This window comes from Parasedimentitalea maritima (genome assembly GCF_005771405.1).
GTDB lineage: Bacteria > Pseudomonadota > Alphaproteobacteria > Rhodobacterales > Rhodobacteraceae > Parasedimentitalea > Parasedimentitalea maritima.
Window position 1 is genome coordinate 119,313 of the sequence record NZ_VAUA01000011.1, and the last position, 17,082, is coordinate 136,394.

Sequence of the window (17,082 nt, forward strand, 5' to 3'; positions counted from 1 at the left end):
GACTACAAAGCAGCGACGAAGTAATCAAATTAAAGATGGTTACCCAAATTAAGGCTAGCTAATGCAGTTCGCGCCTCACCACCTTGCCGCCTTATCGCATGTCTTGCGCTTGGGAAGTTTTGAAGCCGCTGCGTTTGCCCTGTCTGTCACACCATCTGCCATCTCACAGCGTATCAAGACTCTGGAGGATCAAACCGGGACAGCCCTGGTGCTGCGCGGTCCACCAAGCACAGGCACCGAAGCCGGGTTGAGGATTGCCAAGCACGCCGAAGATATCGGCTTGCTGGAGGCCCAACTGACGCGAGAGCTGTCGTTGGATGTGGGCCAGAACACCGCCCGGTTGAAGTTGGCGGTCAATGCCGACAGCCTTGCCACCTGGTTCATCAAGGCAATGGCGGCAGTAGAGGGTGTGTTGTTTGATCTGGTCATCGATGATCAGGACCATAGTGCCGAATGGCTAAGACGAGGCGAGGTCTCGGCAGCGATTACTGCTCATGATAAACCGGTGACAGGGTGCGACGCCTATCCGCTGGGGGAACAACAGTATGTCGCCACAGCCAGTCCATCCTATATGCGCCGATGGTTTAGCAATGGGGTGACGGCAAAAGCCATAAGCTGCGCGCCATGTTTGGTGTTTGATGCAAAAGACGCTTTGCAACGCCGATGGCTGGAAGCCAATATTGCCCCGCATCTATCACCTCCCACCCATTTCCTGCCGTCCAGTCAGGGTTTTGTCGAAGCAGCCGTCGCAGGGTTTGGCTGGGGCATGAACCCGCTTCAATTGGTTACGCCCTTGATAGATCAGGGGCGATTGCAGCCGCTTGTGGAACAGACTGAGCTGGCTGTCCCCCTAACATGGCAAGTCAGCCGGGTGATGGCGCCTTCCCTTGCGGATGTCACGCGCTCTGTACTGAACGCAGCCAAATGCAACTTAAAGTAGATTAAATGGGCGGATGTACTTGATCTAACGCAGTTGATCGCCCAATCTATTTGCATGGCAGAGCGCAGCATACCGTCGATATCCCACAGTTTTTGGTTTGACCTTGTATTGCCGCGTGCCGTGATCTTATTGACAGTGATGGGGCTTGGCAGCGCATTAAGACTGCCCGTCCCCGTTTTATACCTTCTTTTACCTTCTGACGGATTGTTCTTTGTCTGGCAATTCATCCGATTTCAGTCCAGCGCGGACGATCATCTGCGGAGCCTGGGCGGCTTGGCGCCGGTTTGGGGTGGTTATCTGGTGTTGCTATTTGCCGCTTTTGCTTCGGCGTCCCTGTGGTGGGGGGCATTTTTGTTTACCCAACAACCACAGGCGCCTGAGCTGTTCACCGATCAGATGAATCGCCAACACGCTGCCAAATATGAGCTGATCCTGTCACAGGATGGATCGACCCTCCACTTCGACGGCACCATTACCTTTGGCCTCACAAAACACGTCCGTACACTGATGGCTGAAACGCCACAGTTGACCACCATCACCCTAAGCAGCCCCGGTGGTCATATCTACGAAGCACGCGGATTTGCCAATCTTATCCGTGAACAGGGGCTTAACACACATGCCACCGGGGCATGCAGTTCAGCCTGTACCCTTTTGTTCATTGCTGGCCATCAACGAAGTCTGGCAGCGGGTGTCAATCTCGGTTTTCATAGCTATGCCTTAGAGTTTGGCACCGCCCTGCCACAGCTTGACCTGCAAAAAGAGCAGGCCAAAGATCGCGCCTTTTTCCGCAGCCAGGGTGTTAGCGAAGATTTTCTTATCCGAATGTTTGATACACCCAGCACGGGTCTGTGGTCGCCCAATCGGTCGGAGGCCCGTCAGGCCGGATTGCTTTCTCCGTAAGAGAGCTCAAAAATTTAAGCCAGTGAACGTCGAACCACAATGTTTCGACGGCCAACACGGCGTACATGCTTAAAATCTAATAAAATTTCGAAAGACAGAGTTTCGTCTCGGAAACCACTTGTTTGCCTTTCTCTTGCAGCATAAGGACCGGTGAATACGTGGGGACGTACAAAATGCTTGATGGAATAGACAGTGAAGAAACCGTGCTGCGACGCCGAATGTTATTTCGTCTGTTGCGCGGATTCAATTTTGATAACCCTGAATTTCGCGGGGAAAAAATCACAGAGCTGGTTCCCGACCAACTGATGGCGTCTGACCTGCGTCAGGTCCCTGCGGATAAGTCCAACTGCCTAATACTTGCCGAAAGCATGCGCCTCTCTTAGCATTGACCACAGGTCATTTAAGAGGTTCTCATGAAGGTATCAATTTTGACAACGACCCTTACACTGGTTGCATCACCGGTGCTGGCAGGGTTGGAAATATGCAATGATTCAACCCAAAGTCTAAGCGTCGCCGTAGGATATGCCGAGGGCAAGGCCTGGGTCTCTGAGGGTTGGTGGAATATCGGCGCAGGCGATTGCAAAACCCCATTAGGCGGCGATTTGAAGAACCGGTATTATTACTATCGGGCGACAGCCCAGGGGGATCCGTTTATCAGCGGCGACTATATGTTCTGCACCACCTCGGACGCCTTTACCATCAAAGGTGACGAAAACTGCCGCAAACGTGGCTATGACGAGGTTGGGTTCAGCAAAGTCGACACCGGGAAAACCGCTAAGAACTACACCCTGACCCTAGTCGACGCAGCTGGTGCAAAGCGAACTGAAGAGCCACCGGCACCGGCACCGGCGCCCCGATCCAGCACCGCAGCACCCGGAACCTATGGCGAGCCCTATTCAAACAATGCGACCCATCAGGGCTGTTGGTCACAAAGCGTTGCTGAATGCGCCTTTCACGCCGAGGGTACAAAGTTCTTTGTCCGCGATGATGGGCGCACCCCCAGTTCGGTGTTTGCCGCGCTGAATGGGCTGTACCCAGGCACACCTATATCAGTCGAAGGTGATCTAGAGGCGATTTATGACCGCACCGCGGATGTAGTTTTGCGCAATGTCAGCGTAAGGCCCAGCACCGAATACGACGCGATTTTGGACAAGCTGCAGGGCAGTTGGTATTCGACTGAAGATCCACATTTCCAATTCAATGTATTGGGGTCGGAACGGGAAAATACCTATGACGGCGCCCCGTCTGGCCTTGAGTATATTTCGGTTTCAAACTGGTGCGGACAGTTCGAAGGTGGCGGCCCCTATCTATACGCGATGGAGGAAGAAACCGGTGAAAGCTATTGCTATGCAGTGGATTACATCGATGCGCTGGTGCTGAATTTGACCTACCTGCCCCGCGGAAACCCTCTGGAGTTTCGCAAGCTAGACTAGAAGGCACAGTCCTAGTCTCAATAAAAAAGCCCCCAATTTGGGGGCTTTCAAAACGCTAATTCAGGTCAGCTTTTAGAGCTGCGCCATAACCTCATCAGAGGCCTCAAAGTTGGTAGTGACGCGCTGAATATCGTCGTCATCTTCCAAAGCATCCACCAGCTTCATCAGTTTTTCCATCGCCACCAGATCCATCTCGGTGGTGGTGGTTGGTTTCCACACCAGTTTAGTGCTTTCGGATTCGCCCAGGGCTGTTTCCAGCGCGTTTGACACGTCATTCAGATCGGTGTCTTCGCAATAGATGATGTGGCCCTCATCCGAGCTTTCAACATCTTCGGCACCCGCTTCGATGGCAGCTTCGAACACGGTATCCGCATCGCCGACGGCAACCGGATAGGTCACTTCGCCTTTACGGTCGAACATGAAGCCAACCGAACCGGTTTCGCCGAGATTGCCGCCGTTTTTAGAAAAGGTCGAGCGCACGGTGGAAGCGGTGCGATTGCGGTTATCGGTCATGGCCTCGACGATCACCGCCACGCCATTGGGGCCATAGCCCTCATAGCGGATTTCTTCGTATTCGTCCCCTTCACCCGCAACCGATTTCTTGATCGCGCGATCAATAACGTCTTTAGGCACAGACTGCGATTTGGCTTCTTTTACCGCCATCCGCAGACGCGGGTTTTTATCCGGATCCGGGTCGCCCATTTTGGCGGCTACGGTGATTTCCTTGGACAGCTTGGAAAACAATTTGGACCGGATGCCATCCTGACGCCCCTTGCGGTGCTGGATGTTTGCCCATTTTGAGTGGCCTGCCATGTCTGCTCTCCGTCTGTATCTATCACCATAGGTTTGGCCGGTTCTATAAGCCACAGCAGGGGTGGAGGGCAAGACCACGAGGCGTGTTGTGCGTGAATGCAGGGCGCACGCGCATCTGCGCGAGTTTTACCATGCTGAGAAGTGGATAGCTTGATCACAGCAAACAAAGGAAATCCCATGGCTGTGATGATCGACGGCACCTTTCACATTGATGACCCGGCACCACAGTCCTATCTGCAGGGAGCCTATGAGCGCGCGGCCAGTACACTCCGCAACTGGGTCACCCAAGATGGCCTGTTCCCCCCCGAGTCCGATCGGTATCATCTGTTTGTGGCCTGGAATTGCCCTTGGGCACACCGAACGCTGCTCGCCCGTGCCTTGTTGGGGTTGGACGGAATAATTTCAGCGTCTTATGCCATGCCGCGGCGAACGGCTGAGGGTTGGGTGTTTGATACATCGGGTGAGTTTAGCGATGCTGAGTTAGGCGCGACTGCCCTACATCAGGTTTACGCACGCCAGACCCCAGCCTATACCGGGCGACTAACTGTCCCGGTTCTGTGGGACCGTAAAACCAGCCAAATCGTATCCAACGAAAGCGCCGACATCGTGCGGATGTTGGCGACGGAGTTTGATCCTGCACAGCTCCTTTACCCCAGTGAACGCCGCGACGACATTGACCGCTGGAATACGCTGATCCACTCCCGTGTAAACAATGGTGTCTATCGCGCGGGGTTTGCCCGTAAACAGCAAGCCTATAACTCCGCCGTATTGGAGTTATTTGAGACGCTGGATCAGATCGAAGACCATTTGGGGCGCCAGACTTGTTTAGCTGGAGATCATGTCACCGAGGCAGACCTGCGCCTGTTCCCAACATTGGCCCGGTTTGACGTGGCCTACCACTATGCGTTCAAGTGCAATATCCGCAAACTCTCGGACTACCCAAACTTGTGGGACTATGCCCGAGCGTTCTATGCCCTGCCCGGTGTCGCAGCAACGGTCTGGCAAGAGATCTACAAACAGGGCTATTTTTCCCAGTCCGAATTGCGCAATCCACTGGGCATAGTCCCAATGGGACCAGAGGTGGATTGGACCGCACCAAGCCAAAGACAGCTGTCTCTGCATCGCTGATCGCGCTGGCAAAGGTGATGCCAAACGCCTAGGTTGCGCTTATGACATTAGATCAAATCATACTGTTTTCGCTTTTTGCTGCTGTTTTTTCCCTGCTGGTTTGGGGGCGCTACCGATATGATCTGGTCGCCTTTGCCGCGCTGATGGCAGGTGTTGTCTTGGGCGTGGTGCCCACCCAAGATGCGTTTTCAGGCTTTGGCCATCCCGCCACGCTAGTAGTGGCATTGGTGTTGGTCGTCTCAGCTGGATTGGTGCGATCTGGCGCGGTGTTTTTGATCACCCGCACACTGGTAGACGCCACACGCGGACTGGGCAGTCACATTGCCCTTATGGGCGGCATTGGGGCCGTGTTGTCAGCCTTTATGAACAACGTGGCGGCATTGGCCCTGCTAATGCCGGTTGATATTCAGACGGCGCGCAAGGCAGGCCGTGCGCCGGGCCTTAGCCTGATGCCCCTGTCCTTTGCCACCATTTTAGGTGGCATGGTCACCCTGATCGGTACGCCTCCAAACATCATCATTGCCTCAATCCGCGCCGAAACACAGGGGGAGCCTTTTGGCATGTTTGACTTTGCCCCGGTTGGAGGCATTGCGGCTCTTGCCGGACTGGCCTTTGTAGCGCTTGTTGGATGGCGACTAGTCCCCACCCGCGACGACGCCGGATCATCTGAATCGCAGCTGGCGCAGTATATCGCCGAACTAACCGTGCCTGAAGGCTCGCCCCATATCGGCAAACTCTTGCGGGATTTGAACGATGAGGCCGAGAAGGCCGATGTTGCCATACTGGGCCTGATCCGTGACGGTCGTCGCCGCTATGGCCTGGCAGCCGGATCTTTGTTGCAGGCCGGCGACGCAATACTGCTAGAGGCAACACCCGAAGCACTGGACGAATTTCGCACTGCGCTCTCATTGGATTTTTCGGACCAAGCCCGTCAGGAAAAACTAACAGCAGACGGCGAAGGCCTGGAAGTTATTGAGGTGGTAGTGCCCGAAACCGCCCGCATCGCTGGCCGCTCGGCACAGTCGATGGGGTTGGCCTGGCGGCAAAGCACGGTGTTGATGGGGCTGTCGCGTCAAGGTCGCCAGCTGACCAAACATATCCGCCAAACTGAAATTGAAGCTGGCGACATTCTGCTATTGCTCTGTCCACGCGACCGGGCCGCAGACGTGACCGACTGGCTGGGATGCCTGCCTTTGGCCACCCGTGGGCTGGCTGTCACCGCCAATGACAAGACCTGGTTGGCGATTGGCATGTTTGCGGCTGCGGTGATGGCAGCGTCCTTTGGATTACTGTATCTACCAGTGGCGCTTGGATTGGTTGTCGTGGGCTATGTCTTGACCAAGATCCTGCCAGTGGCAGAAATCTATGACCATATTGAATGGCCAGTGGTGGTCTTGCTAGGGTCGATGATCCCGCTGGGGTCTGCCTTGGAAAGTTCGGGCGGGACCTCGCTGATTGCTGATGCGCTGCTTTCGCTAACACAGGGTCTTCCCGCCTGGGCTATTCTAACCGTGTTGATGGTGGTCACCATGACGCTGTCGGACGTGTTGAACAATACAGCGACCACCATTGTCGCTGCCCCGGTTGGCATCCAGATGGCCAACAGCTTGCAAGTCTCAGCTGATCCGTTTCTGATGGCCGTGGCCGTAGCGGCCTCGGCGGCCTTTCTCACCCCGATCGGGCATAAGAACAACACACTGATACTGGGGCCCGGGGGGTATCAGTTTGGCGACTATTGGCGCATTGGCCTGCCGCTGGAGGTGTTGATCGTAGCTACCTCAATCCCGGCAATACTGGTGTTTTGGCCGATGTAGGTGCGACGCTCATCAGAAATTCGAGTTTCCGTTCCATTGCCATAGAAAAATGGGCACTGATTGTAGATGAGCAGAATAGTCAGGGCAGTGCCTTCCTTGGGGAAGGTCTGGCATGGCCCGGCCTGACAGCCTGGCCAAATTGGCAGATCTAGACTTGTATCAAGCTGATACGCTCTAGTGTGATAGCTTCAAACCCATCAACACTGTCCCATCATCGGCCAGCATTTTTAGCAAAGGCCCCTGTCGTTCGAGTTGAGTGACGTTGGCTAGTGCCGCTAAAAACTCTTGCTCCTGCTCGTCCACCCTCGGCACACAGGCCATCATGGTTCCCGCCATATTGTCAGGGAAACTGACCTCGGTCCCCTGCAGATCCGCCTGCCCGATAAACCGGTTACACCCACCTGAAGCGGAAAACTGTCCGCCTTCGGAAAAACTCAACCCGGGGTCGCGTCCCTTGTCCACAAGCGCACCGTTCAACTCAACCAAAGTCCATTGGGTATTGTCCATCTGTAAATCCCCCTGCACCGCTGCGCTGGCAGCGACGGGTTTGACAATCAAATCCGCAGTGTCGCCGGCCCCACGGGTCAGGACTGGATAAGAGGTATCGCTGATAAACAGCAGTTTTCCATCCAATGTGATCCGGGCAGAAACCGAATAAGTGTTGCGCTCGTCGATCTCACTGTCTGAAAAGTTCAACGTGTACTCCATTGGAACGCCGATCAGATCATGTTCCTGCGCGGTCAGTAATGTCGAAGGTGCATCCGCCAGCGAAACATCGCGAAGTTCAACCAGCAGCTTGGCCCCCTCTGGTACCGCAATACGCTGCAGATAGGTGACGCTACCCTCGACTGTACCTGCCTTGGCCATTGAAGCACCTGCAATTGCGGTTGAGGCCGCAACGACCAAAGTCATAAAACCTGTTTTGAAATCCATTTTCTGTGCCTCATCGGAAACTTGTTCCAAAGACATCTAAGGATTGATTCAGAGATTTCACCGCCCCTTCAACCAGATCAGCAAAAATACGCCGCGCAAATCCTAGTTCAGTGGCCAGAACACTGGGATCAGAGCAGAGGCCAGCAATCCAACGGTCAGGTTCAGAGGAATACCCACCCGCATAAAATCGGTGAACCGATAGCCACCGGGGCCATAGACCATCATATTGGTCTGATAGCTGATCGGCGTGGCAAAGGTTGCGCTGGCGGCGACCATCACTGCAATCACCAGTGGCCGCGGATCAACTCCAAGCGAGAGAGCCAAGCCAATCGCCACTGGTGTCAACACCACCGCCACCGCATGGTTGATCAGTTCGGACAGGACAGAGGTCAGCAAATAGATTGCCCAGACAATGAAAAAGGGCGGCAGGTCGCCTATCAGTGGCGCCATGGCGTGCACAATCAGATCAATCGCACCCGATGTTTCAAGCGCCGTTGCCACCGCCAACATTGCAAAAATCAAAGCCAGCAAGCGGCCATCAATAAACGAAAAGGCCTCGTCACTGTCGATGCAACGGGTCAGGAACACTGTTGCCATCGCCAGCACCGCCAGTAACAAGATAGGAGCAACGCCAAAGGCAGCTAGGATCACGATGCCAGCAATCGCACCAATCGCAATAGGCGCATGGCTGCGGCGAAAAGCGCGCGCCGATGGTTTGGTCACATCAACCATGTCCATATCAGCGGCCAATCGCTGAATGTCTTCGGATGAGCCTTCAAGGAGCAGGGTATCACCAACTCGCACGACCAGGTCGTCCAGCTGCTGGCCGATATTCTGATTGCGTCGGTGCACAGCCAGCACATAAACCCCGTAACGACGACGCAGACGCATAGCGCCCAGCGAGCGACCGACCATGCGGCACCCCGGCGTGATCAGCACCTCAACGGTCGAGGTTTCAACAGCCGATACCTGATCAACCCGCTTTAGCTCTTTGTTACGCTGCAGGCTGAGCAATTCGGTCATCTGGGTACGCAGCACCACCCGGTCGCCAACCTGTAACTCTACCCCCTGCAGCTCGCGCCGCAACGAGGCATCGCCACGGATCACATCGACCAAGCGCACGCCAGCGCGTTTGAACAATTGTACCCCGGTGACTTCACGGCCAATCAGGTTGCTTTCCGGTGGGATTACAGCCTCGGTAAAGAATTTCATCTTATGTTTGCCCGACAACATGGTGGCCATGCTGGACCGGTCAGGCAGTAGATGCGGTGCTACGTAACGTAAGTAGATCGCGCCCCAGATCACCAGAATCACAGCCAGGGGTGTGATCTCAAAGATCGTAAAGGGTCTGAGCCCCTGCGCCCGTGCAACGCCGTCAACCAACAGGTTGGTCGAGGTGCCGATCAGTGTCAAAGTGCCGCCCAAAATAGCGGCATAACTTAGCGGGATCAGCATTTTGCTGGCAGAAATATTAAGTTTGCGGGACAGCTGCACAAACACCGGGATCATCACTACCACCACGGGGGTGTTGTTCACAAAGGCAGAGGCCACCACCACAAAGAGCATCAGAGCGCCAATGGCCACAGCCGGACGCGCATCCGCCTGCGCTTCGGCCAGTTGGGTGAACCATTCAAGCGCACCGGTACGCACCAGGGCCCCCATGACGATAAACATGGCCACAATGGTCCAGGGCGCCGGATTAGACAGCACATGTAAGGCTTCATCATAGGGCAACACCCCAAGAGAAAGCATTGCAGCAGCACCGCCAATCGCAACCACTTCGGCTGGGTAAGACTCGCGCATGAACAGGATGAACATCACTGCGACAACAACAAGCGTCACAACCGCACTGCCGGTTTCAGAAAAAGCCAGAAATTCCATCACACCGCCCGCTGTCATAAATATGTCATATCCTGCCTCCCTTTGGCATCAGCTGCAAGCTCCGCCACGGGCAGGAAATCTCAAATCAAGGTGTCGATTGCTGCAGTAAACCACCGATCCGGATCATGCGGATCTCTTTGGCGGCGCCGGTGCGATCATCAGTATTGATGAAGACACCTGAAAGGGTAGCTTCTCCGGTTGCCGGGGTAAAACGACTTTTCGGCATACCAGTAATAAAACGGCGCATGGGTTCAGTTTTCTCCATGCCAATCACCGAGTTGTAATCACCACACATCCCCGCGTCGGTCAGATAGCCAGTGCCACCTTCAAGGATCTGTGCGTCGCCAGTTGGCACATGGGTATGGGTCCCGACCACCAAGGATGCCTTGCCATTGCAGAAATGGCCCATCGCCATTTTCTCGGATGTGGCTTCGCAGTGCATATCCACGATCACTGCCTGCGCCAATCCGCCACGAGGATGTGCCTTGAGCACATTCTCAACAGCTGAAAACGGATCATCAAAGGCGCGTTTCATAAACACCTGCCCCAAGGCCTGCAGTACCAGAACCTTGCGCCCCCCCGGTGCATTAAACAACCGGTAGCCTTTGCCCGGTGCACCTTTGGCATAGTTCAAAGGCCGGATGATGCGCGGCTCTTTCTCGATGAACTGCAGCATGTCCTTTTGATCAAAGGCATGGTCACCCAATGTCAGGCAATCAATGCCAGCGTCCAGCAAGAGCTTGGCGTGTTCGCTACTGAGGCCCATGCCGTTGCTGGTGTTTTCACCATTGACTACAACAAAATCGAGCCGCCATTCGTCACGCAGACGAGGCAGGTTTTCGGTGACAGCCTTGCGCCCAGCGCGGCCCATCACATCGCCTAAAAACAGAATTCTCATAAACCAGTCCTTAGGCTGTCGCGGGGGGCAAGGACAACCCCTTACAATCTTCGTCCTTAAATCGCTACTTTTTGTTGCTTTGTTTCCCTAGTTTTCAAAGGGAACCTTTGCCCTTTTGTTGCGCCACGCATCTGCGTGGCGCTCGGCCCACCGCAAGGCGGGCCTCCGACAGGAGGACAACGACGGGCGGGAGAGCCTCGTTCAGCGAGAGAACTGCAGCACCCGGCTTTCGGTAATCACCATATCCAGCGGCTGATCTGTTGGTTCCAGCGGCAATGCCTCGGCCTCTTGCGCATCAAAGGCAAAGCCAATGGCAAGCGTCGACCGTTTTGCCCGCAGACCTTCCAGCGTACGATCATAAAACCCGCCACCATAGCCAAGGCGCCCACCCTGAGCATCAAATGCAACCAGCGGTACAATCAGGATTTCGGGGTCGAAAAAGTCGTCCACTTCCGGAACCTTTGCACCAAACGGACCATCACGCAGCGGCACATCGGGTATCCAGCGACTAAACTTCAAGGGCAGACCTGCCCCTTGAATCACAGGTACCCCGACAGCTCCGTGTGCACTGGCTTCCGCCATCGCCGGGAGAGGGTCAATTTCGGTCCGGATTGGCATGTAACCAGATAACGATACACCACGATATCCCGCCAGCACCTCCGACAAATGCCCTGCCACCCCCGGTTTATGCATCCCATAGGCTACCTTACGGCGTGCAAAGGCCGCCTTGCGCGCTTGATCTTTGATCGCGGCGAGATCTGCATTCGTCATAGCAATACCTTTGAAGCCAGTCCCAGGAAAATAAAGAATCCCATAACATCCGTTGTGGTGGTTACAAAAGTGCCAGAGGCCAGTGCCGGGTCAATACCCATCTTGTCCAGTGTCACCGGCACCACCGTTCCCGCAAAACCGGCAATAATCATGTTAAACACCAGGGCCGTACCGATCACGCCCCCCAACATTGCAGACTCAAACCAAAGCATTCCAACCACACCCAGAACAGTCGCAAAACACAGTCCGTTCAACAGCCCGACCATCAGCTCGCGCCGGATCACCCGCCAGACGTTTGATCCTGTCAAATCCTTGGTTGCCAGTGCCCGCACCGCCACAGTGAGCGATTGGGTTCCGGCATTGCCCCCCATCGAAGCCACAATGGGCATCAAGATGGCCAGTGACACCAATTCCGAAATCGTGGCCTCAAACTGCGAAATCACCAGCGAAGCACAGATAGCGGTAAACAGGTTCACGCCCAGCCAGGGCAGCCTTTTTTTCGAGGTCTCACCTACACTGTCAGACAGCGCGCTTTCCCCTACCCCGGCGAGGCGCAGAATGTCTTCTTCATGTTCTTCGTCCAAAACCACCATGGCGTCGTCAATAGTGATGACGCCCACCAGCCGATCATTGGCGTCTACCACTGGTGCCGAAATCAAGTGGTACTGGTTGAAGGCATATGCGACGTCTTCTTCGTCCTGATCTGCAGGAATGATCTGAAACACTTCTTCCTGCAAGTCGACCAGCGGCACCTCGCGGCGCGCGCCCATCAATTTGCCTAGCGTCACATTTCCGATCGGCTTCATGCGCGGATCAATCAACACCACATGATAGAACTGCTCTGGCAGATCATCGGTTTCACGCAAGAAGTCGATTGTCTTGCCGACATTCCAGTGCTCAGGTGCCATCACAACTTCGCGCTGCATCAGACGCCCTGCGGAATTTTCCGGGTAGGACAGCGACTGTTCAACCGCAACCCGATCAACGTCTTCCAGCACCTCGAGGATGGCTTCTTGTTGCGGTTCTTCCAGATCTTCGACCAGATCCACCACATCGTCTGTTTCCAGATCGCGCACCGCTTCGGCCAGAACCTGCGGGTTGAGGATCGGCAACACTTCTTCGCGAACGGATTCTTCCAGCTCGGTCAGGATCTCGCCGTCGAATTCGCGGCCATAGAGTTGGATCAGCAGGGCACGGTCATGGGCGTTGATCTGTTCAAGCAGGTCAGCGATGTCAGCCGCGTGCAGGGGCTCCATCAGCTGGGTCAGCTGGTCCTTGTCCTGCACGTCAACTGCATAAAGGATTGCCGCAACGGCCTTGCGGTCCAGCTCATAGGCATCGTCGCGGTGCAGATCGCCGCTGTCCTGATCGCTGCCTGTGCTCATGGGCTGACCTCCGCTTGATTCATTGCAAACTAGAAGAAGCAGCTACCAGAAAACAATGACAATGGCATAATTTACTGCAACTGCGGCGGCCGCTATCCTGCAGAACGCAGTTTGGCAACAAAAGGACGGGTATCATGACCGCAGAAATTATCCTGAAAGGGCAAGTTCTGGCCTTTGATCGCTCTCCCTTTGGCGAAGGCGCACCACAGGACGCCGCTAAGGTGACTGAGGCTGTGGCGCTCCGGGATGGCAAAATCACGGGCACTGGAACATTGGAAGACATGCGCACCTTGCAGCCCACATCAAAAGTGGTGGATCACAGTGATAAACTGATTACGGCAGGCTTTGTGGATGCCCATGTCCACTATCCGCAAACCGCGATGATCGCCAGCTGGGGTAAGCGGCTGATCGATTGGCTGAACTCTTACACCTTCCCGGAAGAGATGCGGTTTGGCGACCGCGCCTATGCGGATGAGATCGCCAACCGTTATCTTGACCTGACAGTTGCCAATGGCACCACCACGGTTTGCAGTTTCTGCACCATCCATCCCGAAAGCGTTGATGCAATTTTCACCGCTGCACAGGCGCGTGGTCAGCGGATTGTAGCGGGCAAGACCTGCATGGATCGCAACGCTCCCGAAGGGCTGCGTGACACGGCACAGACAGGCTATGACGACAGTAAAGCCCTGCTGCAAAAGTGGCATGGGGTTGACCGTCTGTCTTATGCCATCACCCCGCGGTTCTCGCCGACCTCTACTCCAGAACAGCTACAGGCTATGGGGGCGCTTTGGGCCGAACACACCGATTGTCTGATGCAGACCCACCTGAGCGAGCAAACCGACGAGATCGAATGGGTCAAATCCCTTTTCCCTCAAGCCCGCGACTACTTGGACACCTATGAGGAGTTTGGCCTGCTGGGCGCGCGTGGCCTGTACGGTCATGCGATCTATCTGGAAGACCGTGAACGCGACCGCCTGCGCGAACATGGCGCCTCGCTGATCCATTGCCCGACCTCAAATACCTTCATCGGGTCCGGCCTGTTTGACATGGCAGGCCTGATGGCCGAAGGCCACCGAATTGGACTGGCCACCGACACTGGCGGCGGGTCATCATTTTCGATGTTGCGCACCATGGCGGCGGCCTATGAGATTGGCCAGCTGCGCGGCACTCCATTGCACGCAGCGCAATTGATGTGGTTGGCGACCCAAGGGTCCGCCGCATCGCTGCGGATGGACGATAAGGTTGGCAATATCGCTGTCGGCATGGAGGCAGATCTGGTGGTACTGGATCTGGCCTCGACCCCAGCGATCTCCCAACGTTCAGACCGTGCCAGCGATCTGTGGGAAGCCATTTTTCCAACGATCATGATGGGCGATGACCGCGCGATCGCCGAGGTCTGGATTGCTGGCAAGCAGGCCAGCTAGGCCTCATCAAAAGACAGTTCGATCGGCTGCGCATGAAAAATTCAGGCGCAGCCGATGTTCAGCAACCCGGTCGGGCCAGCACCATCACCCAAATATGGCCTGTGCCGCGCGCAAGCGCAAATTCACTGACTTGGGTGTTTAGCATATTTTTTCGGTGACCACGCGATTTGGTCCAGCTGTCCATGACCTGAGCCAAAGATCTCTGACCCGACGCGATATTTTCTGCAGCGGCGCACCAGCCATACCCGGCGCGTGTCAAACGGGTCCCGATGGTTGAGCCATTGCTACCTGTATGAGAGAAAAAGCCGTTGCGTACCATGTCCTCAACGTGGGCTTGGGCGGCCTTCTCCAGCTGTGTGGAATACTTCAGGTCTGCTGCATTTTGATCTGAACGAAGGGTGTTGATGCTGCGTGTCGCGGCGGTGCGATCCACATCTGCCGCAAATACAGGCAGTGCCCAAAGCAAAATGCCAATTGTCAGCACCAACACATGTTTCATAGTTTCATCCCTGCATCAGGTTCTGCGCAAGGGTACCGTGGCGCTGTAGCAACTTCGGCAGGTCCAGTGTGGTGATCTCGCCGCTGCGCACGATTTGGCGGCCTTCGACAAACAGGTGTTTCACCTGCGTTGGTCCCGAAAGCAACAGCGCAGCTGGATCCCAGCTACCGCTGGAGGCCACTCCGGTGGTATCCCACACCGCTATGTCAGCACGTTTTCCCGCAGCCAAGCGTCCGCAATCAGGACGCCCCAAGATATCAGCGCCACCTCGCGTTGCAATTTCCAACGCTTCATAACCACTCATCGCATCTGCCCCATTGGCGACACGCTGCAGCAACATGGTCTGGCGTGCCTCACCAATCAGATTGGCGGAATCATTGCTGGCCGACCCATCCACACCCAGCCCAACTGGAACACCCGCATCACGCATCTGCCGTACGGGGGCGATGCCGCTGCCAAGACGGCAGTTGGAACAGGGGCAATGTGAAACACCGGTACGGGTGCGCGCGAACAGATCAATTTCGGTCACGTCGAGTTTTACACAATGGGCGTGCCAGACATCATCACCAGTCCAGCCCAGATCTTCGGCGTATTGACCGGGACGGCAACCAAACTGCGCCTCGGAATAGGCGATATCTTCCTCGTTCTCAGCCAGGTGAGTGTGCAACATCACCCCTTTGTCACGGGCCAACAACGCCGTATCGCGCATCAGCTCGCGGCTGACCGAAAACGGCGAACAAGGTGCCAGCCCTACCCGGCACATTGAACCCTCTGCCGGATCATGGAATGCATCCACCACCCGGATCATATCTTTCAAAATGGCCTCTTCCCGCTCGACCAGTGCATCCGGTGGCAAGCCACCATCACTTTCACCAATGCTCATGGCGCCCCGGGTGGGCTGAAAGCGCAAGCCGACCTCGGCAGCGGCATGAATGGTATCTTCCAGCCGCGAACCATTTGGATAGAGATACAGGTGATCCGAACTGAGCGTGCAGCCAGACAACGCCAGCTCAACCAGTCCCAGTTGCGCCGAAACAAACATCTCATCCGGGCCAAAACGTCCCCAGATCGGGTAAAGCCGTTGCAGCCAGCCAAACAGCAATGCGTCCTGCGCTCCGGGCACCGCGCGAGTCAGGTTTTGATACAGGTGATGGTGGGTATTGACCAAGCCCGGCGTTACAACGCAGCCGCGTCCGGAGACAACGTCGCCCGTCGTTTGCAAGCCCTGCCCAACGGCAGCGACAACACCATCGCGGATCAGCAGGTCGGCGCCCTGTAACACACGTGCCTCGTCATCCATCGTAAGGATGGTATCGGCGTTTTGAATCAGAATTTCAGGCATAGGCCCCTCACACTTCGTTTAGGCCCGCTTCGGTGCGAAGTGTGATATAGGCCGACAGAAGGGGCAAAGGACTCGGCGCTTGGCAAAGCTAGCGCAGTGTCCGGATGTGCTCAAGCGTCTTTCAGCAGTTCTAATGCAGCGGCGTGTATTTGCGCATTTGCTGCTGCCAACACCTGTCCGCCCTGATGTGCGGGACCGCCCTGCCAATTGGTGACAATGCCGCCCGCGGCCTGGATCACCGCTATTGGACCCTGGATATCATAAGCATTTAGCCCGGCCTCAATCACCAGATCCACCTGCCCTGCAGCAAGCAAGGCATAGGCATAACAATCCATGCCATAGCGGGTTAGCTTGACCTGCGCTGACACGCGTTCAAAGCACGCACGTTCTTTAGCTGTGCCTACCTCAGGGAAGGTGGTGAACAGGATCGCCTGTGCCAGATCTGAGGTTGCTCGCGTTTGCAGAGGACTCCAACCCAGGGGGCCGGTCATTTCAGCCACGTCTGGCGATCCGACGAACCGCTCGCCTGTGTAAGGTTGATCGACAATGCCCAAGAAAGGGCCGTTCGCATCGGACAGCGCTATCAGCACCCCCCAAGTTGGTGTGCCACTGATAAAACCACGGGTGCCATCGATTGGGTCCAGAACCCAAGTACGCCCAGAGGTTCCGGAGGTCTGGCCAAACTCTTCACCCCAGATGGCGTCACTAGGACGATGGTTGGAGAGCACAGCGCGCATAGCAGTTTCAGCGTCGCGGTCGGCAATGGTTACGGGGTCGAAACCTTCACTCAGCTTGTTCTCGGCACTTAGGTCGGAACTGCGGAAGTGAGGTAGAATTGCTTTACGGGCGGCATCCGCCAGCAAATGTGCAATCTCGAGATCAGAAAACGCGGTTGAGGTCATCCCCATCGGTTGCCACTCA

16 protein-coding genes are annotated in these 17,082 nt (G+C 55.7%); 7 read left to right on the forward strand and 9 right to left on the reverse strand.

The window, feature by feature from the left end:
- Window positions 1–61: 61 nt before the first annotated feature.
- The 4 genes from FEE96_RS19620 to FEE96_RS19635 all read left to right on the forward strand — a co-directional run bounded on the left by FEE96_RS19620 (window position 62) and on the right by FEE96_RS19635 (window position 3,273).
- Complete coding sequence (locus FEE96_RS19620) at window positions 62–940, forward strand: LysR family transcriptional regulator ArgP (RefSeq protein ID WP_138164825.1); 879 nt, start codon at window positions 62–64, stop codon at window positions 938–940.
- 120 nt (window positions 941–1,060) lie between these two features.
- A complete protein-coding gene (locus FEE96_RS19625) occupies window positions 1,061–1,840 on the forward strand; it encodes a COG3904 family protein (protein ID WP_246079521.1) in 780 nt (259 codons plus the stop codon).
- A 173-nt stretch (window positions 1,841–2,013) separates the two neighbouring features.
- On the forward strand, window positions 2,014–2,223 hold the full coding sequence (locus tag FEE96_RS19630; RefSeq protein ID WP_138164826.1) for a peptidyl-tRNA hydrolase: 210 nt from the start codon (window positions 2,014–2,016) through the stop codon (window positions 2,221–2,223).
- 30 nt (window positions 2,224–2,253) lie between these two features.
- Window positions 2,254–3,273 (forward strand): DUF1036 domain-containing protein, encoded by a 1,020-nt coding sequence (locus FEE96_RS19635; RefSeq protein WP_138164827.1) that lies wholly within the window; start codon window positions 2,254–2,256, stop codon window positions 3,271–3,273.
- A 72-nt stretch (window positions 3,274–3,345) separates the two neighbouring features.
- On the opposite strand, the gene FEE96_RS19640 is transcribed toward FEE96_RS19635, so the two are convergent.
- A complete protein-coding gene (locus FEE96_RS19640) occupies window positions 3,346–4,086 on the reverse strand; it encodes a YebC/PmpR family DNA-binding transcriptional regulator (RefSeq protein WP_138164828.1) in 741 nt (246 codons plus the stop codon).
- A gap of 177 nt (window positions 4,087–4,263) precedes the next feature.
- Here FEE96_RS19640 and FEE96_RS19645 point away from each other — a divergent pair, with 177 nt between their 5' ends.
- Entirely contained in the window at window positions 4,264–5,214 is a 951-nt protein-coding gene (locus FEE96_RS19645; protein ID WP_138164829.1) for a glutathione S-transferase family protein, read from the forward strand.
- Between the two features lie 41 nt (window positions 5,215–5,255).
- Window positions 5,256–7,028 (forward strand): SLC13 family permease, encoded by a 1,773-nt coding sequence (locus FEE96_RS19650; RefSeq protein WP_138164830.1) that lies wholly within the window; start codon window positions 5,256–5,258, stop codon window positions 7,026–7,028.
- Between the two features lie 174 nt (window positions 7,029–7,202).
- On the opposite strand, the gene FEE96_RS19655 is transcribed toward FEE96_RS19650, so the two are convergent.
- The 5 genes from FEE96_RS19655 to mgtE all read right to left on the reverse strand — a co-directional run bounded on the left by FEE96_RS19655 (window position 7,203) and on the right by mgtE (window position 12,896).
- Window positions 7,203–7,961, reverse strand: coding sequence for a YbaY family lipoprotein (locus FEE96_RS19655; protein ID WP_212744800.1), 759 nt, complete (start codon window positions 7,959–7,961; stop codon window positions 7,203–7,205).
- Between the two features lie 102 nt (window positions 7,962–8,063).
- Window positions 8,064–9,842, reverse strand: a complete 1,779-nt coding sequence (locus tag FEE96_RS19660; RefSeq protein ID WP_138164915.1) for an SLC13 family permease — start codon at window positions 9,840–9,842, stop codon at window positions 8,064–8,066.
- Window positions 9,843–9,927: 85 nt separating this feature from the next.
- Window positions 9,928–10,740 carry a TIGR00282 family metallophosphoesterase gene (locus FEE96_RS19665; protein WP_138164832.1) on the reverse strand — a complete coding sequence of 271 codons (813 nt, stop codon included), beginning with the start codon at window positions 10,738–10,740 and terminating at the stop codon, window positions 9,928–9,930.
- A 201-nt stretch (window positions 10,741–10,941) separates the two neighbouring features.
- On the reverse strand, window positions 10,942–11,511 hold the full coding sequence (locus FEE96_RS19670) for a 5-formyltetrahydrofolate cyclo-ligase (protein WP_138164833.1): 570 nt from the start codon (window positions 11,509–11,511) through the stop codon (window positions 10,942–10,944).
- A complete protein-coding gene (gene mgtE, locus FEE96_RS19675; protein ID WP_138164834.1) occupies window positions 11,508–12,896 on the reverse strand; it encodes a magnesium transporter in 1,389 nt (462 codons plus the stop codon). The genes FEE96_RS19670 and mgtE overlap by 4 nt, the downstream gene beginning before the upstream one ends.
- 134 nt (window positions 12,897–13,030) lie before the next feature.
- Between mgtE and guaD the strand changes: the two genes are divergently transcribed.
- Window positions 13,031–14,320, forward strand: coding sequence for a guanine deaminase (guaD, locus tag FEE96_RS19680; protein WP_138164835.1), 1,290 nt, complete (start codon window positions 13,031–13,033; stop codon window positions 14,318–14,320).
- A gap of 58 nt (window positions 14,321–14,378) precedes the next feature.
- On the opposite strand, the gene FEE96_RS19685 is transcribed toward guaD, so the two are convergent.
- The 3 genes from FEE96_RS19685 to hisN all read right to left on the reverse strand — a co-directional run bounded on the left by FEE96_RS19685 (window position 14,379) and on the right by hisN (window position 17,063).
- The gene (locus FEE96_RS19685; RefSeq protein WP_138164836.1) at window positions 14,379–14,819 is read right to left on the reverse strand and encodes a CAP domain-containing protein; all 441 of its coding nucleotides are present in this window, start codon (window positions 14,817–14,819) and stop codon (window positions 14,379–14,381) included.
- 4 nt (window positions 14,820–14,823) lie between these two features.
- Entirely contained in the window at window positions 14,824–16,161 is a 1,338-nt protein-coding gene (locus FEE96_RS19690) for an 8-oxoguanine deaminase (RefSeq protein WP_138164837.1), read from the reverse strand.
- A 110-nt stretch (window positions 16,162–16,271) separates the two neighbouring features.
- The gene (gene hisN / locus FEE96_RS19695) at window positions 16,272–17,063 is read right to left on the reverse strand and encodes a histidinol-phosphatase (protein WP_138164916.1); all 792 of its coding nucleotides are present in this window, start codon (window positions 17,061–17,063) and stop codon (window positions 16,272–16,274) included.
- Between the last annotated feature and the right edge of the window lie 19 nt (window positions 17,064–17,082).